Source organism: Silvimonas soli (assembly GCF_030035605.1).
Classification (GTDB): Bacteria; Pseudomonadota; Gammaproteobacteria; order Burkholderiales; family Chitinibacteraceae; genus Silvimonas; species Silvimonas soli.
In genome coordinates this window covers 4174080-4194904 of record NZ_CP106736.1, presented here as the reverse complement: position 1 = coordinate 4194904, position 20825 = coordinate 4174080, and the positions used below count along the sequence as shown (strand labels likewise).

Sequence of the window (20825 nt, the reverse complement as noted above, 5' to 3'; positions counted from 1 at the left end):
CTGATTCTGTGACAGCCGTTATTTCTCCCCTTTTGACGTCGCACCGCAAACAGCTGCGCTCGGTATTGATGCTGGCCTTTGCTACGGTTGCAGTATTGATGGCGATATCGCTGTCGCTGATTCTGGGGCACTTGGCCACCGAGCGGGAGCGCCAGGAAATCAGCGCGGGACTGCAAGAGCTGGGTGCGCAAATGAGCCAGCAACTGGATCGCGGGATCAACCAGCGCATCCGCGACCTGCAAGTGATTTCGTCTTTGCGCCAGATCCGCGATCCGCAAAGCTCGATTGCCGATAACCAGGCTGTGCTGGAAAAACTCAAACAAACCTACCCTGCCTACGCCTTTATCGGTTTTGCCAACCCGGACGGCACCCTGGCCTATGCTACCCAAGGTTTGCTGGAAGGCAAAAGCATGCTGGAGCGCCCATGGTTTGCCGCTGGCAAGCAAGGCACTTATGTTGGCGACGTACATGAGGCCAAATTGCTGGCCAAATTACTGGCAAAACCCAGTAGCGGGGAGCCGCTGCGTTTTGTTGATATCTCCACGCCGGTTTACGACCTGCACAATCAATTGCTGGGCGTTCTGGGTGCCCATCTTTCCTGGGAATGGGCCCGCGAACGCGAGCAAAACGTGTTTTCCACTTCGCGGCATGAGCAAGGAGTACAAGCCTTTGTGCTGACGCATAGCGGCCAAGTGTTGTTGGCACCTTCCGGTTTACCCGAGAGTCAGCGGCAGATGCCAGCCGGTCTGAACCGCGCAGCCGAGGCGGCCAACGTGCTGACATGGCCTGACGGCAAAACCTATCTCACCGCTGTGGTCCCTACGCACGGATATGGCGATTTCAAGGGTCTGGGCTGGACCGTGGTGGTTCGCCAGCCGACCAGCGTCGCCTTCGCGCCGGTACAACAGCTGCAGCGGGCGATCTGGATTACTGGTGCCATCGGCACATTGATTTTCACGCTGTTGGGCGCGTGGCTGGCGACTGGTATCAGCCGTCCGATGTTGCGGCTGGCACAGGTCGCCCAGCGTTTACGTGCCGGGGAAAGCGAACTGGAGATTCCGCTGGAAACGCGTTACGCCGAAACCGAACGCCTTTCGGCGTCGCTGCGCCATCTGGTGGCGGGCCTGAACGCCGAACGCGGCAAGCTGGCAGCACTGAATCAATCGCTGGAAGAAGAAGTCGCCGCCCGCACGCAAATGCTGGACTTGGCCAATACGCATTTACTCACAACGCTGGAAGAACGCAGCGCCTTGGTGAGACAACTGGAAGAACTCGCCAGCACCGACACGCTTACCGGCTTGATGAACCGGCGCGCCTTCTGGCGTAGTGCCGAGCAGGAATTCAAACGCGCCCTGCGCAGCAACAAGCCGCTTTCCCTGGTCATGCTGGATATCGATCACTTCAAGCAGATTAATGATTTGTTTGGCCACAGCGCTGGCGATGAAGCGTTGACCCAATTGGCGCGTAACTGTCTACAGGAACTGCGCGAAGTCGATTTGATGGCGCGGCTGGGCGGTGAAGAATTTGTGGTGCTATTGCCCGACGCCGACTCTGCCAGCGCGGTCGCAGTGGCAGAGCGCTTGCGCGAGTGCCTTGCGAACACGGCGGTACAGCTCAATGACGGCAAGCACATCCCCATTACTGCCAGTTTTGGCGTCACTGAATGGGCACGCGACCTGAGTCTGGATCAGGCGCTCATGCAAACCGACCAGGCGCTCTACACAGCCAAAAATGGTGGGCGTAACCAGGTCAGCATCTGGGATCCAGAATCCGAAAACACGCTCGGCTAGGCGGAACAATCCTGAAGCACCGTTTTGGGCATGTTGTTACAGCTTGCAGCGCATGCAATCCGGGGCTGGCATGTACAATTAGCAAAAGTCTGCTTATAAGCCCATCGAAACAAAACACTGGAAAATCCATGAAGCCCGTCAACGGCCCTCTGCTAGCCCGCATCGCCGCCGAGTTCGGTACCCCTTGTTATGTCTATGACGCAGCGGTCATTCGCGACCGCATTGCCAAACTGCGTTATTTCGATGTGGTGCGCTTTGCCCAAAAAGCCAATTCCAATACGCATTTGCTGAAATTGATGCGCGCAGAAGGCGTGCTGGTGGATTCGGTCTCGCTGGGTGAACTGGAACGCGCTTTGGCTGCGGGTTATACCGTGGGTGATGAGCCGTGTCCGATGGTGCTGACCGCCGATATTCTGGATCGCACAACGCTGGCCCGTGTCGTCGAACTGAAAGTGCCGGTTAATGCCGGTTCGCCACAAATGCTGGAGCAACTGGGCCAGGCCAGCCCGGGTCATCGGGTATGGCTGCGGATCAACCCCGGTTTTGGTCACGGCCACAGCCGTAAAACCAATACCGGCGGCGAATCCAGCAAGCACGGCATCTGGTATGAACACTTGGGCGCAGCGATTGAACTGGTCAAAAAATACCAGCTTGATCTGGTTGGCCTGCATATGCACATTGGTTCAGGCGTCGATTACAGCCACTTGCAGCGCGTGTGCGATGCCATGGTTGAGCAAGTCAAATCGTCTGGCCACGATATCCGCGCCATTTCGGCAGGCGGCGGTTTGTCGATTCCGTATCACGCAGAAAACGCCGCGGATACTATCGATACCGAGCACTATTTCAGCGTCTGGGACGGTGCCCGCAAGCAGATCGAAGCTTTCCTCGGCCACCCGGTACATCTGGAAATCGAACCGGGCCGCTTTATCGTGGCCGAAGCGGGCAAGTTGCTGGCGGAAGTACGCGCCAAGAAAGACGTCGGTAGCAATCACTTTGTGCTGGTAGACGCAGGTTTCAACGATCTGACGCGCCCAGCCATGTACGGCTCTTTCCATGAGATCAGCATTGTCCATGCCGACGGCAGCGCCACGGATGGCGCCATTCGCCCGACCGTAGTAGCGGGCCCGTTGTGCGAATCTGGTGATGTGTTCACGGTGGAAGACGGCGGTATTGTCGCACCCCGCGCCCTGCCGGAAGCCGAAATCGGCGACCTTATGGTGTTCCACGATGCCGGTGCTTATGGCGCCAGTATGTCGTCCAATTACAACTCGCGCCCATTGGTGCCTGAAGTGCTGGTGGATGGCGACAAGGTCACACTGATTCGTCGCCGTCAGACTATTGCCGAGCTACTAGCCCTGGAAGCGGTTTGATTCCACACGGGCACGCTGCCGGATAAATACGCAGCACAAAACAAAAAGGCCCCGTGAGGGGCTTTTTTGTTTTTTGTCGACCCTTGCTCCGTGCTCGAGCCATTCTCATCTTCTGCGAAGATACTGCCCCTATGCCTACCCTGCTCATTCGACCCGCCTGCGTTACCGACGCCCAAGACATCGCCCGCATCCATATTCTGGCCTGGCAAACGGCCTATCGTGGGCTGGTGCCCGATGCCTATCTGGCCAGCATGGATCTACAGCAACGTTGCGACAGTTGGGAAAAACTACTTGCCGCCAGCCAGCATCCGGTCGGGGTAGCGCAATCCGGTTCCAGCCTGGCAGGCTGGGCTGATTTTGGCGCCAGTCGTGATGTCAGTGCCGCGCCGAGTGCTGGAGAAATTTACGGCATTTATCTGGCTCCCGAGCGCTGGCGCCGTGGCATCGGCAGCCAACTCTTTGCGGCCGCCATCCATGCGTTGGCTCAGGCCGACTTCAGCAGCGCCTCGTTGTGGGTATTGCAAGACAACCCTGTCGCGCGACGCTTCTATGAGCGCATGGGTATGTCATGCGAAGACTTGCCCTGCCCAGTCACCCTGGGTGGCCGCGAATTGCAAAAAGTGCGTTATCACATGCAGATTGCCGGTTAACACCGGGCCGTACCTGAGTGATTAGCACACCACGTTGCGCGGCTGGCCTAGCAAGAATCCCTCAATATTGTCGATCAACTGCCCGGCCAGCACCTGCATGGTTTCAACGCTAGCCCAGGCCACATGCGGGGTGATGATCAGGTTGGGCAGATTTATGTCCAGCAAGGGATTGCCATCGCGCGGCGGCTCCTGAACCAATACGTCCAGCGCGGCGCCACCCAACTGGCCGGATTGCAACGCGGCCAGCAACGCCACTTCATCCACCAGACCGCCACGGGCTGTGTTGATGAGCACGCTATCCGTTTTCATCAACGCCAGTTCACGTTCACCGATCACATTGTGGGTTTCGGCGGTGAGTGGGCAATGCAGACTCAGCACATCGGCTTGCGCCAGCGCGGCTTCGAACGCCACGTAACCCTCACGCACCTCAGCCGCGCCTTTGCGCTCGGCGTAGAGCACGCGCATGCCAAATGCCGCGGCTAGCCTGGCCGTGGCCTGGGCGAGCGCACCTGAGCCCAGCAGGACCAGCGTAGCGCCATGCAGATCATGCATGGTCGCGCCAAAAACGCAGAATGAGGGGGAGCGTTGCCAGTCTCCAGCAGCTACCTGCTGCCGGTAAGCCAGCAACTGGCGCTTGAGCGTCAGCATCAGCATCAAGGCGTGTTCAGCCACACCGGCAATTGCGTAATCGCGGATATTGCAGACGGTGATGCCATGCGCCCGAGCGGCGGCCAGATCAATCTGGTTGTAACCGGTAGCGGCAACCGCAATCAGCTTGAGCGTGGGCAACGCGGCCAAGGTAGCTGCGGTCAGTGGCACTTTGTTGGTAATGGCTATCGTAGCATTGGCCAAACGAACAACGACCTCATCCCGGCCGGTTTGCGGGTACTCCACCCAGCGATGAGGCAACGTCACTGCGCGCACCGCTACCGGCAAGGTTTCACGATCCAGAAAAACGATTTCAGGCTGCAAAATAGACCTCGGCAACAGTTGAATATCACTCCAGACGGACCGGCTTGGCACGGCCACGCTGAACTGCCCCAGAGATTAATCGATCTGCCGTCTAGAATCAGTAATCAGCCGCCAATGATTCAATAACTTTTCTGAGACCAGCCCGCCAATGACGCCTGCTCTTGACCCGCGTACTGCGAAACTATTGCCCTGGATTGTCGCCATTGCGTTTTTCATGCAGATGCTGGATGGCACGATTCTCAATACCGCCCTGCCTTCCATGGCGTCCAGCTTGAACGAAAGCCCGTTGCGCATGCAGTCAGTGGTCATTGCCTACCTGTTGACGGTGGCTTTGCTGATTCCGGCATCGGGCTGGATAGCCGATCACTTTGGTACCCGTCGCGTTTTCTTTAGCGCCATTTTGCTGTTCAGCATAGGTTCATTTTTGTGCGCTGAATCGTCCACCCTGGGCATGCTGGTCGCATCGCGCGTGGTGCAAGGAATAGGCGGTGCGCTGATGGTGCCGGTTGGGCGGCTGGTGATATTGCGGGCCTATCCGCGTTCCGAACTGGTCGATGTTTTGAGCTTTGTTACGCTGCCCGGCATGGTCGGCCCGCTGGTAGGGCCAACCTTGGGCGGCTGGTTGGTGGAATACGCCTCGTGGCACTGGATTTTTCTTATCAACATTCCGGTCGGGATCATTGGTTGTATAGCCACCTGGAAATACCTGCCGGACATGCGCAGCCCGGATCAAAGTCGTTTTGATATCCTGGGGTTTTGCCTGTTTGGCGCCGCCATGGTTTTGATCTCCATCTCACTGGAAGGTCTGGGTGAGCTGCATCTGGCCCACGCGCGGGTGATGTTGTTATTGCTGGGCGGGCTAGCGTGCCTGGCCGCTTACTGGCTGCATGCGGCGCGCCAGGAACATCCCATTTTCAGCCTGACGCTGTTCCACACACATACCTATGCAGTGGGGATTCTGGGCAACGTGTTTGCCCGGCTGGGGAGTGGGGCCATGCCTTTTCTGATGCCATTGCTATTGCAGATTGGCCTGGGCTTCTCGCCATCCACAGCGGGGATGACCATGATCCCCACCGCTATCTTTGCCATGTTCGCCAAAGCGCTGGCGCGGCGGTTGATCGAGCGTTTTGGCTATCGCAAGCTGCTCACCGTCAATACCTTGCTGCTGGGCGCACTGATTGCCAGCTTCGCCACCGTCGGGGCAGACACGCCCTACCCGTTTTTACTGGCCCAACTGGCGGTCTTCGGGGCTGTCAACTCGTTGCAGTTCACCGCCATGAATACGGTGACGCTGATTGATCTGAGCGAGGCGGATACCAGCAGTGGCAATAGTTTGCTGTCGGTGGTCATGCAATTATCAGTCAGCTTGGGGGTCGCTGCTGCGGCCGCTTTACTGCAGGGTTTCGTATCCGAATACAACCGCCCGGATCCGTTCCAGGTTCTGAGTTCGTTTCACTATACTTTTTTATGCGTCGGGGTGATGTCGATACTGGCAGCTGCCATTTTTCTGCAACTGTCACCCAATGCAGGCAGCGTCGGTATCGTCAAAGAACATGCTACGGGCGAGATGTAGCGGACTGAGGTTTTGAGCAGATCGACAAGGAGTACAACATGAAGACTGCACACGTTTACGTGGCGCCGGGGTTTGAGGAAGTAGAACTGGTGACGATAGTCGACATTCTGCGCCGCGCGGATATCAAAGTGCTGATGGTGGCACTGGACGACGTCCAGGCAGTAACGGGCGCCCACGGCATCACAGTGCAAGCGGATATCCCATTTGCCGGTGCGCACGGCTTGTTTGCCGATGCCATCATCTTGCCTGGTGGCGGCCCGGGCACGCAGGCCTTGCTCAAAAAGACCGAATTGATTCCACGCCTGCAAGCTCATCTGGCGGCAGAACGCAAGGTGGCGGCGATCTGTGCCGCGCCCATGGTGCTGGCCAGGGCGGGTATTCTTGCCGGGCGCCAGGCCACGTGCTTTCCGGGTTGTGAATCCGTGTTGATTGAGGGCAAAGCCCAAGTGTGGGGACACAATGTGGTGAACGATGGGCCGATCACCACCTCGCGTGGCGCAGGCACCGCCAGCCTGTTTGCGCTGGATCTGGTGCGCCAGTTGGCCGGAGAAGATCAGGCGCGCAAGGTGGGGCGCGCCATGTTGTTCTTGTAGCCCGATCGGAATTGCCAGGCTGACGCTGCGCAAGACTTACCGGCGCGCCAACTCAAACCCAAACCGGCTTAACGTGAAAAACCGCTGCTACCAGGACGAGCCATGGTCGCCGGGCCCGGTGCGGCGGCGCCGCTGATCACACGCTCGTATACGGTTTTGTTGCGCAACTTGAAGATATCGGCAGCGTGATAGAGATTCTCTGAGTGCCCCACAAACAACAAACCGTCGGGCTTGAGCAGTGGCGCAAAGCGCTGCAGCACCTTTAGCTGCGTAGGTTTATCGAAATAGATCATGACGTTACGGCAAAAAATGGCATCCAGCGGGCCGCGAATGGGCCAGTTGGGCTCCATCAGATTGACCTTGCGGTACACGATCATGTCGCGCAGTTCCTGGCGCACCCGATAGCGGCCATCGCTTTGCTTCTCGAAATAGCGTTTGGCGCGCTGCCCTTCCAGCTTTTCAACTTCATCAGCGCCGTAAATACCCTGCTTTGCCGTTTCCAGCACGCCAGTATCCAGATCGGTGGCGATGATATGCACCGGCGGGCGCAGCGAATCGAAAGCTTCGCACGCGGTAATTGCCATCGAATAAGCTTCTTCACCCGTACTGGAGGCCGAACACCACAGATTCAGTACGCCGCTGCTGCGTTGCGCCTTGAGATGATCCGCCAGCATCGGAAAGTGATGCGATTCGCGGAAAAACGAGGTCAGATTGGTGGTCAGCGAATTGGCAAACAGCTCGAATTCTTTGCTGTCGCCACGATCGAGCACCTGCAAATACTCATTGAATGTGCGCAAGCCCAATGCACGCAACCGCCGCGCCAGTCGGCCGTACACCATGTCGTGCTTGGCTGGTGTCAGCGCAATACCCGCATAGTTGTAAATCATCACCCGGACTTTTTCGAAGTCCTGTTCGGTAAAAGCAAATTCACGTGGCGTGTTATTGAGCATGGGTCGCTTTATTCACAGAGGTTATGCACGAGGTCAAGGATGACGCCGCGCCAGGCGTTCGCTGATTTTTGCCAGGTATTCATCCGGCACACACAGGCCACGATGGCCGGTTTGCGCCAACAGTACATTCAATTGTTCGAGCCGCATCAGTTGATCTGTATCTATCTCTGTATCGGCGGTGGCCAGCCGCAATGCAAGATCAACCGCTTCTTTGTGCATTTCCAGTTCGGGCGGCAGGTAACCGCTGTTCTTCAATACCCGCCAGGCCATACGTTGATGCTCAGGCACCATGGGGTCGAAATCTTCCCCCGGCAATGGCTGGCCTGCGCCGGGCAGATTATCCAGCTCGCCATTGTCGAGCGCCTGGGCAATTCTGCGCTCCGCCAATTCAGTCAGAAACCACATACGCTGACCTTTGCCGACTCCTGATCTTTGCCGATTCAATTGATTGCGACCGGCGAGCGATGGCCTCACGCCCGCGCCGCATCAACTACCATTACAAACCGAGTTCTTGCCACAAAGCGTCCACCCGCGCCACCACGGCCGGGTCTTTCTCGATGGGCCGACCCCATTCGCGGCTGGTTTCGCCTGGCCACTTGTTGGTGGCATCCAGCCCCATCTTGCCGCCCAAACCGCTGACCGGCGAGGCAAAGTCGAGATAATCAATGGGCGTATTCTCGACCAGCGTGACGTCGCGCACCGGGTCCATGCGCGTGGTAATGGCCCAGATGACTTCTTTCCAGTCGCGCGTATCAACATCTTCATCCACCACGACGATGAACTTGGTGTACATGAACTGCCGCAAAAACGACCAGACGCCAAACAGAATACGCTTGGCATGCCCCGGATATTGCTTGCGTATCGACACAATCGCCATACGGTAGCTGCAACCTTCTGGCGGCAGGTAAAAGTCGACGATTTCCGGAAACTGCTTTTGCAGAATAGGCACAAAAACTTCGTTCAGCGCGACCCCAAGCACCGCCGGTTCGTCTGGCGGTTTGCCAGTGTACGTACTGTGGTAAATCGGGTTATCACGCTGGGTGATGCGGTCGATGGTGAATACCGGAAACCAGTCTTGCTCGTTGTAATAGCCGGTGTGGTCGCCGTATGGCCCTTCCAGTGCATGTTCGTAGCCCGAAGCATGGCCAGCATCCGGATAGATATGCCCTTCCAGTACGATCTCGGCGGTGGCAGGCACCTGCAAATCGCTGCCGATGCACTGCGTCACTTCGGTTTTGGAGCCACGCAGCAGACCGGCAAACTGGTATTCGCTGAGCGTATCGGGTACTGGCGTGACTGCCCCGAGAATAGTGGCCGGGTCGCAGCCCAAGACCACGGCGATTGGGAATGGCTTGCCCGGGTTGGCCTTGGCGAATTCGCGAAAATCCAGCGCACCGCCGCGATGGGCCAGCCAGCGCATGATGACCTTGTTGCGGCCAATGACTTGCTGACGATAAATCCCCAGATTCTGGCGTTTTTTCTGCGGGCCTCGGGTGACCACCAGACCCCAGGTAATCAACGGAGCAACATCTCCTGGCCAGCAATGCTGTACCGGAATGCGCGCCAGATCGACATCCGGACCTTCAATCACGTTTTGCTGGCATGGTGCCTTACGCACTTCTTTGGGCACCATGTTCAAAACTTGTTTAAGAAGTGGCAGCTTGTCCCAGGCATCGCGCAGGCCCTTGGGCGGCTCCGGCTCTTTCAGGTAGGCCAAGGTCTTGCCGATCTCACGCAACGCGCCTACGTCGTTTGCACCCATGCCCAGCGCCACGCGGCGCGGTGTACCGAACAGATTGCCCAATACCGGCATCTGCGAACCTGGCACGTTCTCAAACAAAATGGCCGGACCAGCCGCGCGCAATGCGCGATCACAGATTTCGGTCATTTCCAGAATCGGTGATACCGGTACGGTAACGCGCTTGAGTTCGCCCTGTTTTTCAAGTTGCGCCATGAAATCGCGCAGGTCACGGTATTGCATGAGACTCCAGCTACAAAAAATGCGGGCCGCTGTTTGCGGCCCGCCGGGTACACAAAACGCTATTCTACGATTACGCGACCGAAAGCGTCATGCTGGCGCGATAAGTTTCGCCCGGTTGCAAAGTTGGAGAATATTCCCAGGCATCCGCACGCTCGACACACAGGTAGCCGACATAGTTACCCGGACCGATATCGGCAATCTTGTCCGCGTTGTGCCACGCATTCCAGACCACAGCGCAATGCGTGTCCTGGCTATCGATTTTCAAGGTACGGTCAGGCGTCTTGATGTCCTGGTATTGCGGGACATTCAGGTAAACACGATCAGTCGGCCCCGACAGTTGTACCGCACCGGTTTGCGCGAAGCGCGGCTTGCTGTCCTGTGTGGTATCGATATAGGTGGTGCCATCCAGACCGGTAATCACCGCCTGGGTTACATCACCCACGTCGAAGTAGGTATGCAGCGCCACGGAGTGCAACTGTGGTGTGGTGCCCAAATGCTGAATCTGCAAATCCAGATGCAGGGTTTTGCCGACGGTTACTGCCAGACGATAAACAAAAGCGTGATCCCACAAAGCGTGTGATGCGGCATTGTCGCGCAATTCCAGCACCACGCGGGTGGTGTCCGCTTCAACCGAAGCTTCAATGAGGGTCCAGACTTCATTGCGGGCAAAACCGTGCTTGGGCGCATCCGGCTCTTGTGGCTTGGCGCCAAACCAGGGCAGGCACAGCGGAATACCGCCGCGAATGGCTTCGCCCGGCGCAAATACGGCATTCGGCGAGATCCACAACACATCCTTAGCTGCTGCCGGAACAAAAGAAACAACGTGCGCGCCTTGCAGGGCGATGACCGCGTGACCAGCCGGGTTCTCGACGGTCAGCAAATCCAGCCCGGCACCGCCGTAACGGCCGACGGAAGAAACGATGGAGAGACCTGGCACAGAATTCAGGATTTGCTGTTCGGCTTGGCTAACACTCATTGCTGCTGCTCCTGCAGGGCGTTACTGGCTGGCCGTGGCACCGGCTGCAACCCAGCTACGCTGTGGGGAAAAACGATAGTCCAGTCGGGACTGTCGCCGAGGTCGTAGATGATCGCGCACACGGCACCAGAAACGCAATTGCCGAACTTGCATTATGGCAAGGTCGGCAACAATTCAAAGACTAGTGTTTGACCGGAGTGGGGGTCGGCGCGCGCGAAGTACGCTGTTCATAGGGATAAGTGTGAAACGGATCAAGCCAGCGCGAGCACCATTTGAACACCCGACGATAAGCATCGTCGGTTGCGGCCTGGTTAAAACCAACCGTCACGCCCTGCCCTGGATGCGCTTCGTTCGGGATATCCCGGCGCACATGAACGTCGACACCCGGATCGTCAAAATCGTGAAATACCTCGGGATAGCTAACCAGGCGGAAAGTATCCATGCCCGAGCGCGCTACCAGCTCACGACACGGTTCAACGGGCGTCCAGTCATCCGCTTCGCCCGCCAGCATCAAGGTTGGCGCGGCCGGCTGATAACGCTGGTTGCCTTTCAGAAAGGGTGCACAGGAAGGGTAAAACGCCACCGCCGCGCGCACGCCAGGATTGTCCGCATTCATCAACGACAAAACGGTGGTCGCTCCTTGCGACCAGCCCAATACGGCAATACGGCTACTGTCGATTTCCTTGCGGGCCTTCAGCCAGTTGATGGCGCGCTGCGCATCTTCGGCACGGCGCTGTACGTTGATTTGTCGATCATGGCCCGGAGTCGTACAGACCTCACGCACACCGCGGGAGCCAAAGCTGTCGACCATCAACACGCCATAACCGAGTTCTTGCAGCAAGCTGGCCATACGCGCCGGGCGCGCAGCCATGACTCCGGGCTTGGCCCACAAACCGCCGCAGTCGTGCAGCAATAACATGCCAGGGGCGTTGGTGCCTCCGGCTGGCGGGGCGGTGTATTCGGCAATCAACGTCACGCCACCCACGCCGGGGATTTCAACGCGATTAGCCCTTGCTGGCGCGCTGGTCAGCAGCAAAGAACAGAAAAAAGCCAGAACGGCAGGGAAAAACCACAACCTCATTGCATTAGTCACAATTGAAACAAAACATGCAAAAGGTAAGCGTGCAAGGGACGTCAAGCCGTTGCCGCAAACCGTATCAGAATGGGTGCCAGGCAATGCATGCGGATCAATGAGTGCCAAGGGCATGCATAGTATCAAGGCGGGCCGGGATTTAGCGGCGAACTGTATCACAATGGGGCATGTAACTGAATGTGTGATTTTGACACCGGCATAATTGGTGCAAATAAAATGCTGCTGGAAATCATTCGTTTTATACGCTAAATCAATGAGGTAGACCTACCCAGCCCCACCGACTTTTTGTAAGGACTGCGGCATGAGCGACTCCATCCGGTTGGAAATGGATCAGGCAGGGATTGCCACAATCACCTTATCCCGCCCGGAAAGCCGCAATCCGGTTGATGAGGTCTTTGTCGCCGAAATGACGGCATCACTCGCAGCACTGGCGCAAAACCTGCATTTGCGTGCACTGATCTTGCGGGCCGAGGGTGAAATATTCTGTTCGGGCAACGATTTGCGCTGGTTAGCCCATACCAATAACGAAGAGCAACACGACAATTTCGAACAGGCGCTGCGTCTGGCACGCATGATGCAGTCGCTGGACCGCTTCCCTGCCCCGGTTATTGCTGCGGTGGAAGGCCCTGCCATAGGCGTTGGCGTCGGCATCGCCGCTTGTTGTGATCTGGTGGTGGCCACACAAGACAGCTGGTTCTGTATGCCCGAAACGCGACTAGGGCTGGTTCCGGCAATTATCGGGCCGTATATCGTTGCCAAAATTGGGACTAGTGCCGCCAGGCGTTATTTTCTTACGGGAGAGCGCTTTTCTACCGCAGCAGCCTGGCGCTACGGATTGGTGCATGAAGAAGTGGCGACCTCTGCATTAGCGAGCGAGCAAGTCAGCACCTGGATCGACCATTTGCTGTTGAACGGTCCGCATGCGGTTGCTTCGGCAAAGCGGCTGATCGCCACGGTAGCCTATCGGCCAATTGATGATTCACTACTCTCGGATAGCGCCCATCGTATTGCGCACATGCGTACACGCGAAGAGGCTCGGGAAGGAATTGCAGCGTTAGGTGAAAACAGGGCACCCAACTGGGTGCCCAATGTGGACTAGACCAAACTGGATCAAGTCTGCGGCCAGGCAGGTCGGGAAACCTGCTGTTTTGAACTGGCCATCGCTTCTTCTATCGTCAACAATCGCAATGCCGCCATCGGCAGTGGATTGTGCTGGAGGTTTGCCACAGTCTGCACGCGATCGGACCAATCCTGCCCCGGTTCCATCACGCTTGCACCCGATTCCATGTCATACATTGCCATCATGGTTTTAACCTCCGTAAGCGGGTAGAGAAATCAACCGATCTCTCAATTTGATATATCCGCCCGAACCCGCAAAAATTCAATCCCCTTTTGGCAAAGATCAACATTTGTTGCACATAAGACGCGACAAATCGACCAAAGTCATGCCAAACGAATTTTCGCTGTCTGCTAGCTGATTTTTTCCGCTAATAAAAGAAAGGTGCAATAGCGCAATAAAAAAAGCGGGCCGTAGCCCGCTTTCCTGAAACGACGTAATCGCCGTAATTATTGCTGTGCTTTAGCAGGTGCACGCAATTCGATCTTGGCCTTTTTCTGCAAACTGCCAAAGTAGTTGGTCAATTCAGCCTGCCCGTACATTTGCCCCAGATTTTGCTCAATTTGCTGACGCATTTCTGGAGTCAATGTCGGAGCCGGAATCACCTTCCCAACCTTGTACAGCACATAACCACCCAGCGCCGCGTCATCCCCACCAACAAAGGCTGGCAGTTTGTCGGCCGGAGCGGCGAAAATTGCATGCAACCGGTCGGTTGCTACGCCAGGTTCAGCGATCCGCGACATTTCTTTGGGTTGTGCATCCCAAGCCACATCGACAGTCTCGCCCTTTTGCAGCGCAGCCAGCTTCTTGGCGCCATCAGCAGCGGCCAGTTTGACTGCTTTGTCATGCTTCAGACGAGCCTGGATGTCTGGTGCGACCGTTGGCAGTGGCGGAATCTGCGCATCTTTATGTTCGATCACGCGTGCCGAAACCAGTGTGCCTGGCACTACTTCAATGGCTTCGGAATTGTGCTTTTTCTTGAGCACGTCATCACCAAAGATTGCGTCTTCGAGCTTTGGATTATTCAGCAGCGGGTCTTGCGTACCCTTGCGGGTAATCCAGCCACTTTGCTGTACCTGCAACTTGAATTGGTCCGCAGCCGGCTTCAGGCTATCAGCTTGCTGGTAAACCAGTTCATTGAACTTGTCTGCCTGCGCCTGATAACCTGCGGTGCCCTTCTCTGACTTGAGCTTGTCAGCGATTTCGGACTTCAGATCAGCCAGCGTCTTGGTGCGCACGCCTTCGAGCTTGATGATGTGGTAACCGAAGTCCGTCTCCACCAGATCGCTGACCTGGTCTTTCTGCAGCTTGAATACGGTGTCTTCAAACGGCTTGACCATGGCGCCACGGGCAAACCAGCCCAAATCGCCACCGTTATCCTTGGAGCCCGGATCTTGCGAGTCGGCCTTGGCCAGTTCGGCAAAACGCGCCGGGTTGGCTTTGACCTGCTTGAGGATGTCTTCGGCCTTGGCTTTGGCAGCTTGCTTGTCTGCTGCAGATGCGCCCTTAGGCACGGCAATCAGAATGTGCGCAGCTTGGCGCTCCTCCTTGGCCAGATCGTTTTTATGGGCGTCGAAATACTTCTGGATTTCTTCATCCGAGACAACTTGCTGCTGGGCCAGTTGGTCTTTGGACAGCGCAACGTATTCCACTCGCACCATTTCTGGCGCCTTGAGATCAGCCTGATGCTGGTCGTAATACTGTTTGACCTCAGCGTCGCTGACAGTGACCTGGCTCAGATACGCTTCAGGCTTGAGCACTGCAGACGAAACTTCACGCTTTTCGCCCATCAGCTTGGCCAGGCGTTCCAGCGTAACGGATGAAGTCATGCCACTTTGCATGAATGCCGACAACAGCTGGCGCGTTGCCAGGTCGTCACGCATCTGACCTTCAAACTTTGTCGGGGAGATTTGTTGCGCTCCCAGTAGTTCCTGGTAACGCTGCGGGCTGAACTGCCCGTTATCCTGGAAAGCCGGGATCGCGGCAATGGCTTTCTGCAATTGTTGGGTCGAGGGCGACAGACGCAGATCGTGTGCTTCGTTAAGCAACAATTGCTTGCGGATCAGTTCTTGCAGAACCATCGGCTTCATATCGTCAGAGATCACCTGGCCGCGGGTAGCTTCCGCTATATCTTGCTCGGTAATCGACTTTCCGCCGACTTTGGCCAGCCAGCTAGGGCCGCCTTCCATCGCCGAGTAACCTGAAAGACCAAATCCGACTACCAAACCCAGCGAAACCAGACCCAGTACAACCTGGACGACGGTTTTATTCTTTTGTACCAGATCAAACATGAACACTACACTCCGTATGAGACTCGCGCAGTATGATGCCAGAAGCCGTTCATTGCGTCTCGTCTGCATGCTTGGGCAGTGACAAACGAACACGTTCGGCCGCTGAAAACAAAAAAGCCAAGCTTGCGCTTGGCTTTTTTGATCATCTGGCGGAGCGGACGGGACTCGAACCCGCGACCCCCGGCGTGACAGGCCGGTATTCTAACCAACTGAACTACCGCTCCAGAAGAGTCGGCGATTATAGCATGCGTTTTGTATTTTACAACAACTTTCATGCATCGCCATTTTGGTGGGTAGTAGTGGATTCGAACCACCGACCTCCTGCGTGTGAAGCAGGCGCTCTAACCAACTGAGCTAACCACCCCCGGTCTTATGCCGCTTCGTTATTAGCCGAAGCAGCAAAGACAATCATTGTACGGCATCTTTCAAAGATTTACCAGCACGAAATTTCGGTTGCTTGGCAGCAGCGATTTCGATGGTCTGGCCAGTACGCGGATTGCGACCGTTACGTGCCTCACGTTCGGCAACGTAGAAAGTGCCAAAGCCGACCAGCGTCACTTCGTCACCGCCTTGCAGTGCTTTGGAAACAGCTTCGATGGTGGCATCAAGTGCCTTGCCGGCAGCAGCCTTGGACAGGCCTGCGGATTCAGCGATTGCGTCGATCAGTTCAGATTTATTCACTTATGTGTCCCCTTTCGTTCTGGTTGGATAGGTCCGGTCTGCCGATTGCTTGAGCTTTATAGCAAGCGGCAAAAACGTGTGTCAACTAGTGTTTGGTAGGCTGTGTGCCCGTTTCCACGCTTGGACGATCGCTCGCTTGCGCTGCGCCGTCTTCTGCGCTATCAACCGCCCCGGTATTCGATTCGGGTTGGCTTTCCAGCGCATGGCCCAAAACCTGGTCAAACCACTTGACCGGATGAATGGTTAAGCCACGCTTCACATTGTCAGGAATCTCAATCAGATCCTTGACGTTGCCTTCAGGAATCAATACATGCTTGATGCCACCACGGTGGGCCGCAAGCAACTTTTCTTTCAATCCGCCAATCGGTAACACCTCGCCACGCAAGGTAATTTCCCCGGTCATGGCGACGTCGCAACGCACTGGCACGTTCGTAAGTATGGAAGTCATCGCCGTAGCAATTGCGATACCGGCCGATGGACCATCCTTGGGTGTAGCGCCTTCGGGCAAGTGGATATGGATGTCGTTCTTCTGATAGAAGTCCGGATCAATACCCAGCTGTACCGCACGGCTGCGCACCACTGACAGCGCTGCCTGGATGGATTCCTGCATGACTTCACCGAGCTTGCCGGTCTGAATGACCTTGCCTTTACCGGGCAATTTTACCGCTTCGATGGTCAGTAATTCGCCGCCGACTTCGGTCCATGCCAAGCCAGTAACCTGCCCCACCTGGTTTTGCTGCTCGGCCATGCCGTAGTCGTAGCGACGCACGCCGAGGTATTTATCCAGGTTCTTCGCCGTGACTTGCTGACGCTTGTCCGACGGCTTGAGCAGCAGATTCTTCACCACCTTGCGGCAGATTTTGGCGATTTCGCGATCCAGACTACGCACGCCCGCTTCACGGGTGTAGTAACGCACGATGTCGCGCACGGCTGAGTCAATAATGGACAACTCACCTTCCTGCAGGCCGTTGGACTTCATCTGCTTGGGCACCAGGTACTTGAGCGCGATGTTGACCTTTTCGTCTTCCGTATAACCAGAAAGCCGGATCACTTCCATCCGGTCCAGCAAAGCTGGAGGGATATTGAGTGTATTGGCTGTGGCCACAAACAAGACGTCGGACAGATCGTAATCCACTTCCAGGTAGTGATCGCTGAACGAATTATTTTGTTCAGGATCAAGCACTTCCAGCAAAGCGGACGATGGGTCGCCACGGAAATCGGCGCCCATTTTGTCTACTTCATCCAGCAAGAACAGCGGGTTCTTCACGCCGGCCTTGGTCATGGATTGCAGAATCTTGCCGGGCATCGAACCGATATAAGTGCGGCGGTGACCGCGGATTTCCGCTTCATCACGCATCCCGCCCAAGGCCATGCGCACGAACTTGCGGTTCGTGGCACGGGCGATCGACTCGCCCAACGAGGTCTTGCCCACACCGGGAGGGCCAACCAGGCACAGGATCGGGCCTTTCAGCTTCTCGACACGGCTCTGCACAGCAAGGTACTCAAGAATGCGTTCCTTGACCTTCTCCAGCCCGTAGTGCTCTGTATCCAGCACTTCTTCAGCAGCGGCGATGTCCTTGCTGATCTTGGTCTTTTTCTTCCACGGCAAAGCCAGCATGGTATCGATGTAGTTGCGCACCACGGTCGCCTCTGCCGACATTGGCGACATCATGCGCAGCTTTTTCATTTCCGCTTCGGCTTTTTCGCGGGCTTCCTTGCTCATGCCAGCGGTCTTGATGCGCTTTTCCAGCTCATCCAGATCAGCGTTTTCGTCCAGCTCACCCAATTCTTTCTGGATGGCTTTGACTTGTTCGTTCAGGTAGTACTCGCGCTGGCTTTTCTCCATCTGGCGCTTCACGCGGCCACGGATGCGCTTTTCCACCTGCAGGATGTCCAGCTCGGTTTCCAGTTGCTTGAGCAAGTGTTCCATGCGACGTTTGACATCGCCCATTTCCAGCACAGCCTGCTTTTGCTCGAGCTTGAGCGGCAGATGGGCGGCGATGGTATCTGCCAGACGGCCAGCGATTTCAATGCCCGACAGCGAGGTCAGCACTTCTGGCGGAATTTTTTTGTTCAGTTTTACGTACTGGTCAAACTGCGACAGCAAGGCGCGGCGCATGGCTTCTGCTTCATGACCCTCGTCTTCACCGGGTTCGTGCGGCAATGCCTCTGCACTGAAATAGCCATCTTCATCTTTCAGCGTAAGCATATCTGCACGCTGCAGGCCCTCAACCAGCACCTTTACGGTGCCATCAGGCAGCTTGAGCAGTTGCAACACGGTAGCAATGGTGCCGACCGGGTAGATATCTGCCATTGATGGCTCGTCTTTCTGCGCGTTCTTTTGTGCCACGAGCAGGATATGACGACCACCTTCCATCGCGGCTTCCAGCGCGCGAATGGATTTCGGACGGCCCACAAACAGCGGAATCACCATATGCGGGAAGACGACGACGTCCCGCAGCGGCAGCATAGGGAAACTGGCGACTTCGGCGGGCAATGCGTGGTTTTCTGACATTTTGATAGCCCTGAGTGGGTGGGAGTTGGATCAATAATGTGGCTTGCCGGGCACAAATTCAACGCCAGCACGCCAATTTGCCAACAAAAACAGAATGCGAGACTTCATCCAGCAGGATGAAAACAAACTGCCAGACCGCTAAGGGTCTGGCAGCATTGAGGAAATTTCAGTGCACACCGATCAGCACTGATTTCCGGCAGAAACAACAAATCAGGCTGCGGCGGGCTCTGCGGGCTCCACGGGAACGTGTTGCGGCAGCGCGCCCTCCAGGATCACCGACTCATCCACCACCACTTTTGCCACGCCTTCCAGCGCTGGCAGTTCGTACATGGTATCGAGCAAAGAGGATTCCAGAATCGAGCGCAAACCACGCGCACCGGTCTTGCGCTCCATGGCCTTGCGGGCGATCGCTTCCAGACCGTCTTGCGTGATCTCCAGCTTGACGTCTTCCATTTCGAACAGACGCTGATACTGCTTCACCAGCGCGTTCTTGGGTTCGGTCAGGATGTTGATCAGCGCGGCTTCATCCAGTTCGTCCAGCGTTGCCGTTACCGGTACACGCCCGACGAACTCTGGAATCAGACCAAAGCGGATCAGGTCATCAGGTTCGACTTCATGCAACAACTTGCCGATGCCTGAGGTGTCGTCCTTGCTGGCCACCTCTGCGCCAAAGCCGATCCCGCCCTTTTCCGAACGGTTGCGGATAATCTTGGCCAGACCTTCAAACGCACCGCCAACAATAAACAGAATGTTGGTGGTATCAACCTGTGGCATCTCGTGATTCGGATGCTTGCGGCCACCGTGCGGCGGCACCGAAGCTACCGTACCTTCGATCAGCTTCAGCAACGCTTGTTGAACGCCTTCACCCGAAACATCGCGGGTAATCGACGGGTTCTCGCTTTTACGGGCGATCTTGTCGATCTCATCGATGTAAACGATGCCGCGCTGGGCCTTCTCGATGTCGTAGTCGCATTGCTGCAGCAGCTTGGCGATGATGTGTTCAACATCTTCACCAACGTAGCCAGCCTCAGTCAGCGTGGTCGCATCGGCAATCACAAACGGCACGTCCAGCTTCTTGGCCATGGTTTGCGCCAGCAGCGTCTTGCCCGAGCCAGTCGGCCCGATCAACAGAATGTTGGACTTCGACAACTCGACTTCGCCGCTCTTGTCACCCTTGGTGGACAAGCGCTTGTAGTGGTTGTACACGGCTACAGCCAGGATTTTCTTGGCGCGCTCCTGCCCGATCACATACTGATCCAGCGTCTCACGGATTTCAGTCGGCAGTGGCAAACGCTTGCCAGTCGGGGTTTGCGGCTCTACCGCGGTACCGATCTGCGCCGTACCTTCTTCCGTCAGGATGTCATTGCAGAGTTCAATACACTCATTGCAGATAAACACCTGTGGACCAGCGATGAGCTTGGTCACTTCATGCTGACTCTTGCCGCAAAACGAGCAATAGAGCAGCTTTTCCTTGGATTTGTCTTTAGGCTTGTCAGTCATATCCCCCCCTCTCTACAGAGCAGAGCGAGAAAAAAGAAAACCGCCAGCGTCAAAGTCTGGCGGTCAGATCACGAAAGTCGATCAGGCGGTGCCTGCGCGTTTAACCATTACTTCGTCGACCAAACCATAAGCTTTGGATTCTTCCGCACTCATGAAGTTGTCGCGGTCAGTATCGCGCTCAATGGTTTCGATGCTTTGGCCAGTGTGAAAGGCCAAACGCTCATTCAGCGTGCGCTTGGTCTTGAGCAACTCACGGGCATGAATTTCAATGTCGGATGCTTGCCCAGCCAGACCACCAATCAGCGGCTGGTGGATCATCACCCGCGAGTTTGGCAGCGCATAACGCTTGCCCTTCTCGCCTGCGGTCAGCAGGAATGCACCCATACTTGCAGCCAGACCAACGCACAACGTCGATACGGCCGGCTTGATGAACTGCATGGTGTCATAAATCGCCAGACCAGCCGTTACCGAGCCACCTGGAGAATTGATATACAGAGAGATGTCCTTGTCCGGATTTTCCGATTCAAGGAACAACAACTGAGCGACAACCAGGTTGGCGGTTTGATCATTCACCGGACCGACCAGAAAAACGATGCGCTCTTTCAGCAGGCGCGAATAGATGTCGTAAGAACGCTCGCCGCGGCCGCTCTGCTCGACAACCATCGGAATATATCCGAGGCCTTGGGGTTCAAATTCCGGTCGTTGCATGGTTTTCCTCTTCAGTTTGGGTATCCGCCGTCCTGGCCGGATACCCAAAACCGGGGATCCGGGCC

18 protein-coding genes and 2 tRNA genes are annotated in these 20825 nt (G+C 56.3%); 6 read left to right on the top strand and 14 right to left on the bottom strand.

Features of this window, described 5'->3' with window-relative positions; translation table 11 throughout:
• Positions 1-8: 8 nt before the first annotated feature.
• From N7220_RS19265 to N7220_RS19255, 3 genes are all read left to right on the top strand, one after another.
• Positions 9-1790 carry a sensor domain-containing diguanylate cyclase gene (locus tag N7220_RS19265; protein ID WP_283149154.1) on the top strand — a complete coding sequence of 594 codons (1782 nt, stop codon included), beginning with the start codon at positions 9-11 and terminating at the stop codon, positions 1788-1790.
• Positions 1791-1918: 128 nt separating this feature from the next.
• Positions 1919-3160, top strand: a complete 1242-nt coding sequence (lysA, locus tag N7220_RS19260) for a diaminopimelate decarboxylase (protein ID WP_283149153.1) — start codon at positions 1919-1921, stop codon at positions 3158-3160.
• A gap of 131 nt (positions 3161-3291) precedes the next feature.
• Positions 3292-3810 carry a GNAT family N-acetyltransferase gene (locus N7220_RS19255; RefSeq protein WP_283149152.1) on the top strand — a complete coding sequence of 173 codons (519 nt, stop codon included), beginning with the start codon at positions 3292-3294 and terminating at the stop codon, positions 3808-3810.
• 21 nt (positions 3811-3831) lie between these two features.
• Here N7220_RS19255 and N7220_RS19250 read toward each other — a convergent pair whose 3' ends face one another.
• On the bottom strand, positions 3832-4797 hold the full coding sequence (locus tag N7220_RS19250; RefSeq protein ID WP_283149151.1) for a D-2-hydroxyacid dehydrogenase: 966 nt from the start codon (positions 4795-4797) through the stop codon (positions 3832-3834).
• 133 nt (positions 4798-4930) lie between these two features.
• On the opposite strand from N7220_RS19250, the gene mdtD reads away from it, so the two are divergent.
• Positions 4931-6355: a multidrug transporter subunit MdtD gene (gene mdtD, locus N7220_RS19245; RefSeq protein ID WP_283149150.1), complete on the top strand. Its 1425-nt coding sequence runs from the start codon at positions 4931-4933 to the stop codon at positions 6353-6355.
• Between the two features lie 38 nt (positions 6356-6393).
• Entirely contained in the window at positions 6394-6948 is a 555-nt protein-coding gene (locus N7220_RS19240; RefSeq protein ID WP_283149149.1) for a DJ-1 family glyoxalase III, read from the top strand.
• A gap of 68 nt (positions 6949-7016) precedes the next feature.
• On the opposite strand, the gene N7220_RS19235 is transcribed toward N7220_RS19240, so the two are convergent.
• The 5 genes from N7220_RS19235 to N7220_RS19215 all read right to left on the bottom strand — a co-directional run bounded on the left by N7220_RS19235 (position 7017) and on the right by N7220_RS19215 (position 11936).
• Entirely contained in the window at positions 7017-7898 is an 882-nt protein-coding gene (locus N7220_RS19235; RefSeq protein WP_283149148.1) for a CheR family methyltransferase, read from the bottom strand.
• 33 nt (positions 7899-7931) lie between these two features.
• A complete protein-coding gene (locus tag N7220_RS19230; protein ID WP_283149147.1) occupies positions 7932-8303 on the bottom strand; it encodes a DnaJ family domain-containing protein in 372 nt (123 codons plus the stop codon).
• Positions 8304-8394: 91 nt separating this feature from the next.
• Positions 8395-9879 carry a 4-hydroxy-3-polyprenylbenzoate decarboxylase gene (gene ubiD, locus N7220_RS19225; RefSeq protein ID WP_283149146.1) on the bottom strand — a complete coding sequence of 495 codons (1485 nt, stop codon included), beginning with the start codon at positions 9877-9879 and terminating at the stop codon, positions 8395-8397.
• Positions 9880-9949: 70 nt separating this feature from the next.
• Complete coding sequence (locus N7220_RS19220; RefSeq protein WP_283149145.1) at positions 9950-10855, bottom strand: D-hexose-6-phosphate mutarotase; 906 nt, start codon at positions 10853-10855, stop codon at positions 9950-9952.
• Positions 10856-11036: 181 nt separating this feature from the next.
• A complete protein-coding gene (locus N7220_RS19215) occupies positions 11037-11936 on the bottom strand; it encodes a dienelactone hydrolase family protein (RefSeq protein ID WP_283149144.1) in 900 nt (299 codons plus the stop codon).
• A gap of 313 nt (positions 11937-12249) precedes the next feature.
• On the opposite strand from N7220_RS19215, the gene N7220_RS19210 reads away from it, so the two are divergent.
• Positions 12250-13047 carry an enoyl-CoA hydratase-related protein gene (locus tag N7220_RS19210; RefSeq protein WP_283149143.1) on the top strand — a complete coding sequence of 266 codons (798 nt, stop codon included), beginning with the start codon at positions 12250-12252 and terminating at the stop codon, positions 13045-13047.
• A gap of 11 nt (positions 13048-13058) precedes the next feature.
• Here the strand turns inward: N7220_RS19210 and N7220_RS19205 are convergent, their stop codons facing one another.
• The 8 genes from N7220_RS19205 to clpP form a co-directional block, all read right to left on the bottom strand.
• Positions 13059-13253, bottom strand: coding sequence for a hypothetical protein (locus tag N7220_RS19205; RefSeq protein ID WP_283149142.1), 195 nt, complete (start codon positions 13251-13253; stop codon positions 13059-13061).
• 261 nt (positions 13254-13514) lie between these two features.
• Positions 13515-15356: a SurA N-terminal domain-containing protein gene (locus N7220_RS19200; protein ID WP_283149141.1), complete on the bottom strand. Its 1842-nt coding sequence runs from the start codon at positions 15354-15356 to the stop codon at positions 13515-13517.
• A 147-nt stretch (positions 15357-15503) separates the two neighbouring features.
• Positions 15504-15580: transfer RNA gene (locus N7220_RS19195), tRNA-Asp, on the bottom strand.
• A gap of 63 nt (positions 15581-15643) precedes the next feature.
• A tRNA-Val gene (locus tag N7220_RS19190) sits at positions 15644-15720 on the bottom strand.
• Positions 15721-15764: 44 nt separating this feature from the next.
• On the bottom strand, positions 15765-16037 hold the full coding sequence (locus tag N7220_RS19185; RefSeq protein ID WP_184097309.1) for an HU family DNA-binding protein: 273 nt from the start codon (positions 16035-16037) through the stop codon (positions 15765-15767).
• A gap of 85 nt (positions 16038-16122) precedes the next feature.
• Positions 16123-18552: an endopeptidase La gene (gene lon / locus N7220_RS19180; protein ID WP_283149140.1), complete on the bottom strand. Its 2430-nt coding sequence runs from the start codon at positions 18550-18552 to the stop codon at positions 16123-16125.
• A gap of 210 nt (positions 18553-18762) precedes the next feature.
• Complete coding sequence (gene clpX, locus N7220_RS19175; protein ID WP_283149139.1) at positions 18763-20052, bottom strand: ATP-dependent Clp protease ATP-binding subunit ClpX; 1290 nt, start codon at positions 20050-20052, stop codon at positions 18763-18765.
• A gap of 81 nt (positions 20053-20133) precedes the next feature.
• Positions 20134-20760: an ATP-dependent Clp endopeptidase proteolytic subunit ClpP gene (gene clpP, locus N7220_RS19170; protein ID WP_283149138.1), complete on the bottom strand. Its 627-nt coding sequence runs from the start codon at positions 20758-20760 to the stop codon at positions 20134-20136.
• Positions 20761-20825: the final 65 nt, after the last annotated feature.

Coding starts and splice junctions, on each gene's coding strand:
- lysA (WP_283149153.1), top strand. CDS start 1,919: ATGAAGCCCGTCAACGGCCCTCTGCTAGCCCGCATCGCCGCCGAGTTC.
- N7220_RS19255 (WP_283149152.1), top strand. CDS start 3,292: ATGCCTACCCTGCTCATTCGACCCGCCTGCGTTACCGACGCCCAAGAC.
- mdtD (WP_283149150.1), top strand. CDS start 4,931: ATGACGCCTGCTCTTGACCCGCGTACTGCGAAACTATTGCCCTGGATT.
- N7220_RS19240 (WP_283149149.1), top strand. CDS start 6,394: ATGAAGACTGCACACGTTTACGTGGCGCCGGGGTTTGAGGAAGTAGAA.
- N7220_RS19235 (WP_283149148.1), bottom strand. CDS start 7,898: ATGCTCAATAACACGCCACGTGAATTTGCTTTTACCGAACAGGACTTC.
- N7220_RS19230 (WP_283149147.1), bottom strand. CDS start 8,303: ATGTGGTTTCTGACTGAATTGGCGGAGCGCAGAATTGCCCAGGCGCTC.
- ubiD (WP_283149146.1), bottom strand. CDS start 9,879: ATGCAATACCGTGACCTGCGCGATTTCATGGCGCAACTTGAAAAACAG.
- N7220_RS19220 (WP_283149145.1), bottom strand. CDS start 10,855: ATGAGTGTTAGCCAAGCCGAACAGCAAATCCTGAATTCTGTGCCAGGT.
- N7220_RS19215 (WP_283149144.1), bottom strand. CDS start 11,936: ATGAGGTTGTGGTTTTTCCCTGCCGTTCTGGCTTTTTTCTGTTCTTTG.
- N7220_RS19210 (WP_283149143.1), top strand. CDS start 12,250: ATGAGCGACTCCATCCGGTTGGAAATGGATCAGGCAGGGATTGCCACA.
- N7220_RS19205 (WP_283149142.1), bottom strand. CDS start 13,253: ATGATGGCAATGTATGACATGGAATCGGGTGCAAGCGTGATGGAACCG.
- N7220_RS19200 (WP_283149141.1), bottom strand. CDS start 15,356: ATGTTTGATCTGGTACAAAAGAATAAAACCGTCGTCCAGGTTGTACTG.
- lon (WP_283149140.1), bottom strand. CDS start 18,552: ATGTCAGAAAACCACGCATTGCCCGCCGAAGTCGCCAGTTTCCCTATG.
- clpX (WP_283149139.1), bottom strand. CDS start 20,052: ATGACTGACAAGCCTAAAGACAAATCCAAGGAAAAGCTGCTCTATTGC.
- clpP (WP_283149138.1), bottom strand. CDS start 20,760: ATGCAACGACCGGAATTTGAACCCCAAGGCCTCGGATATATTCCGATG.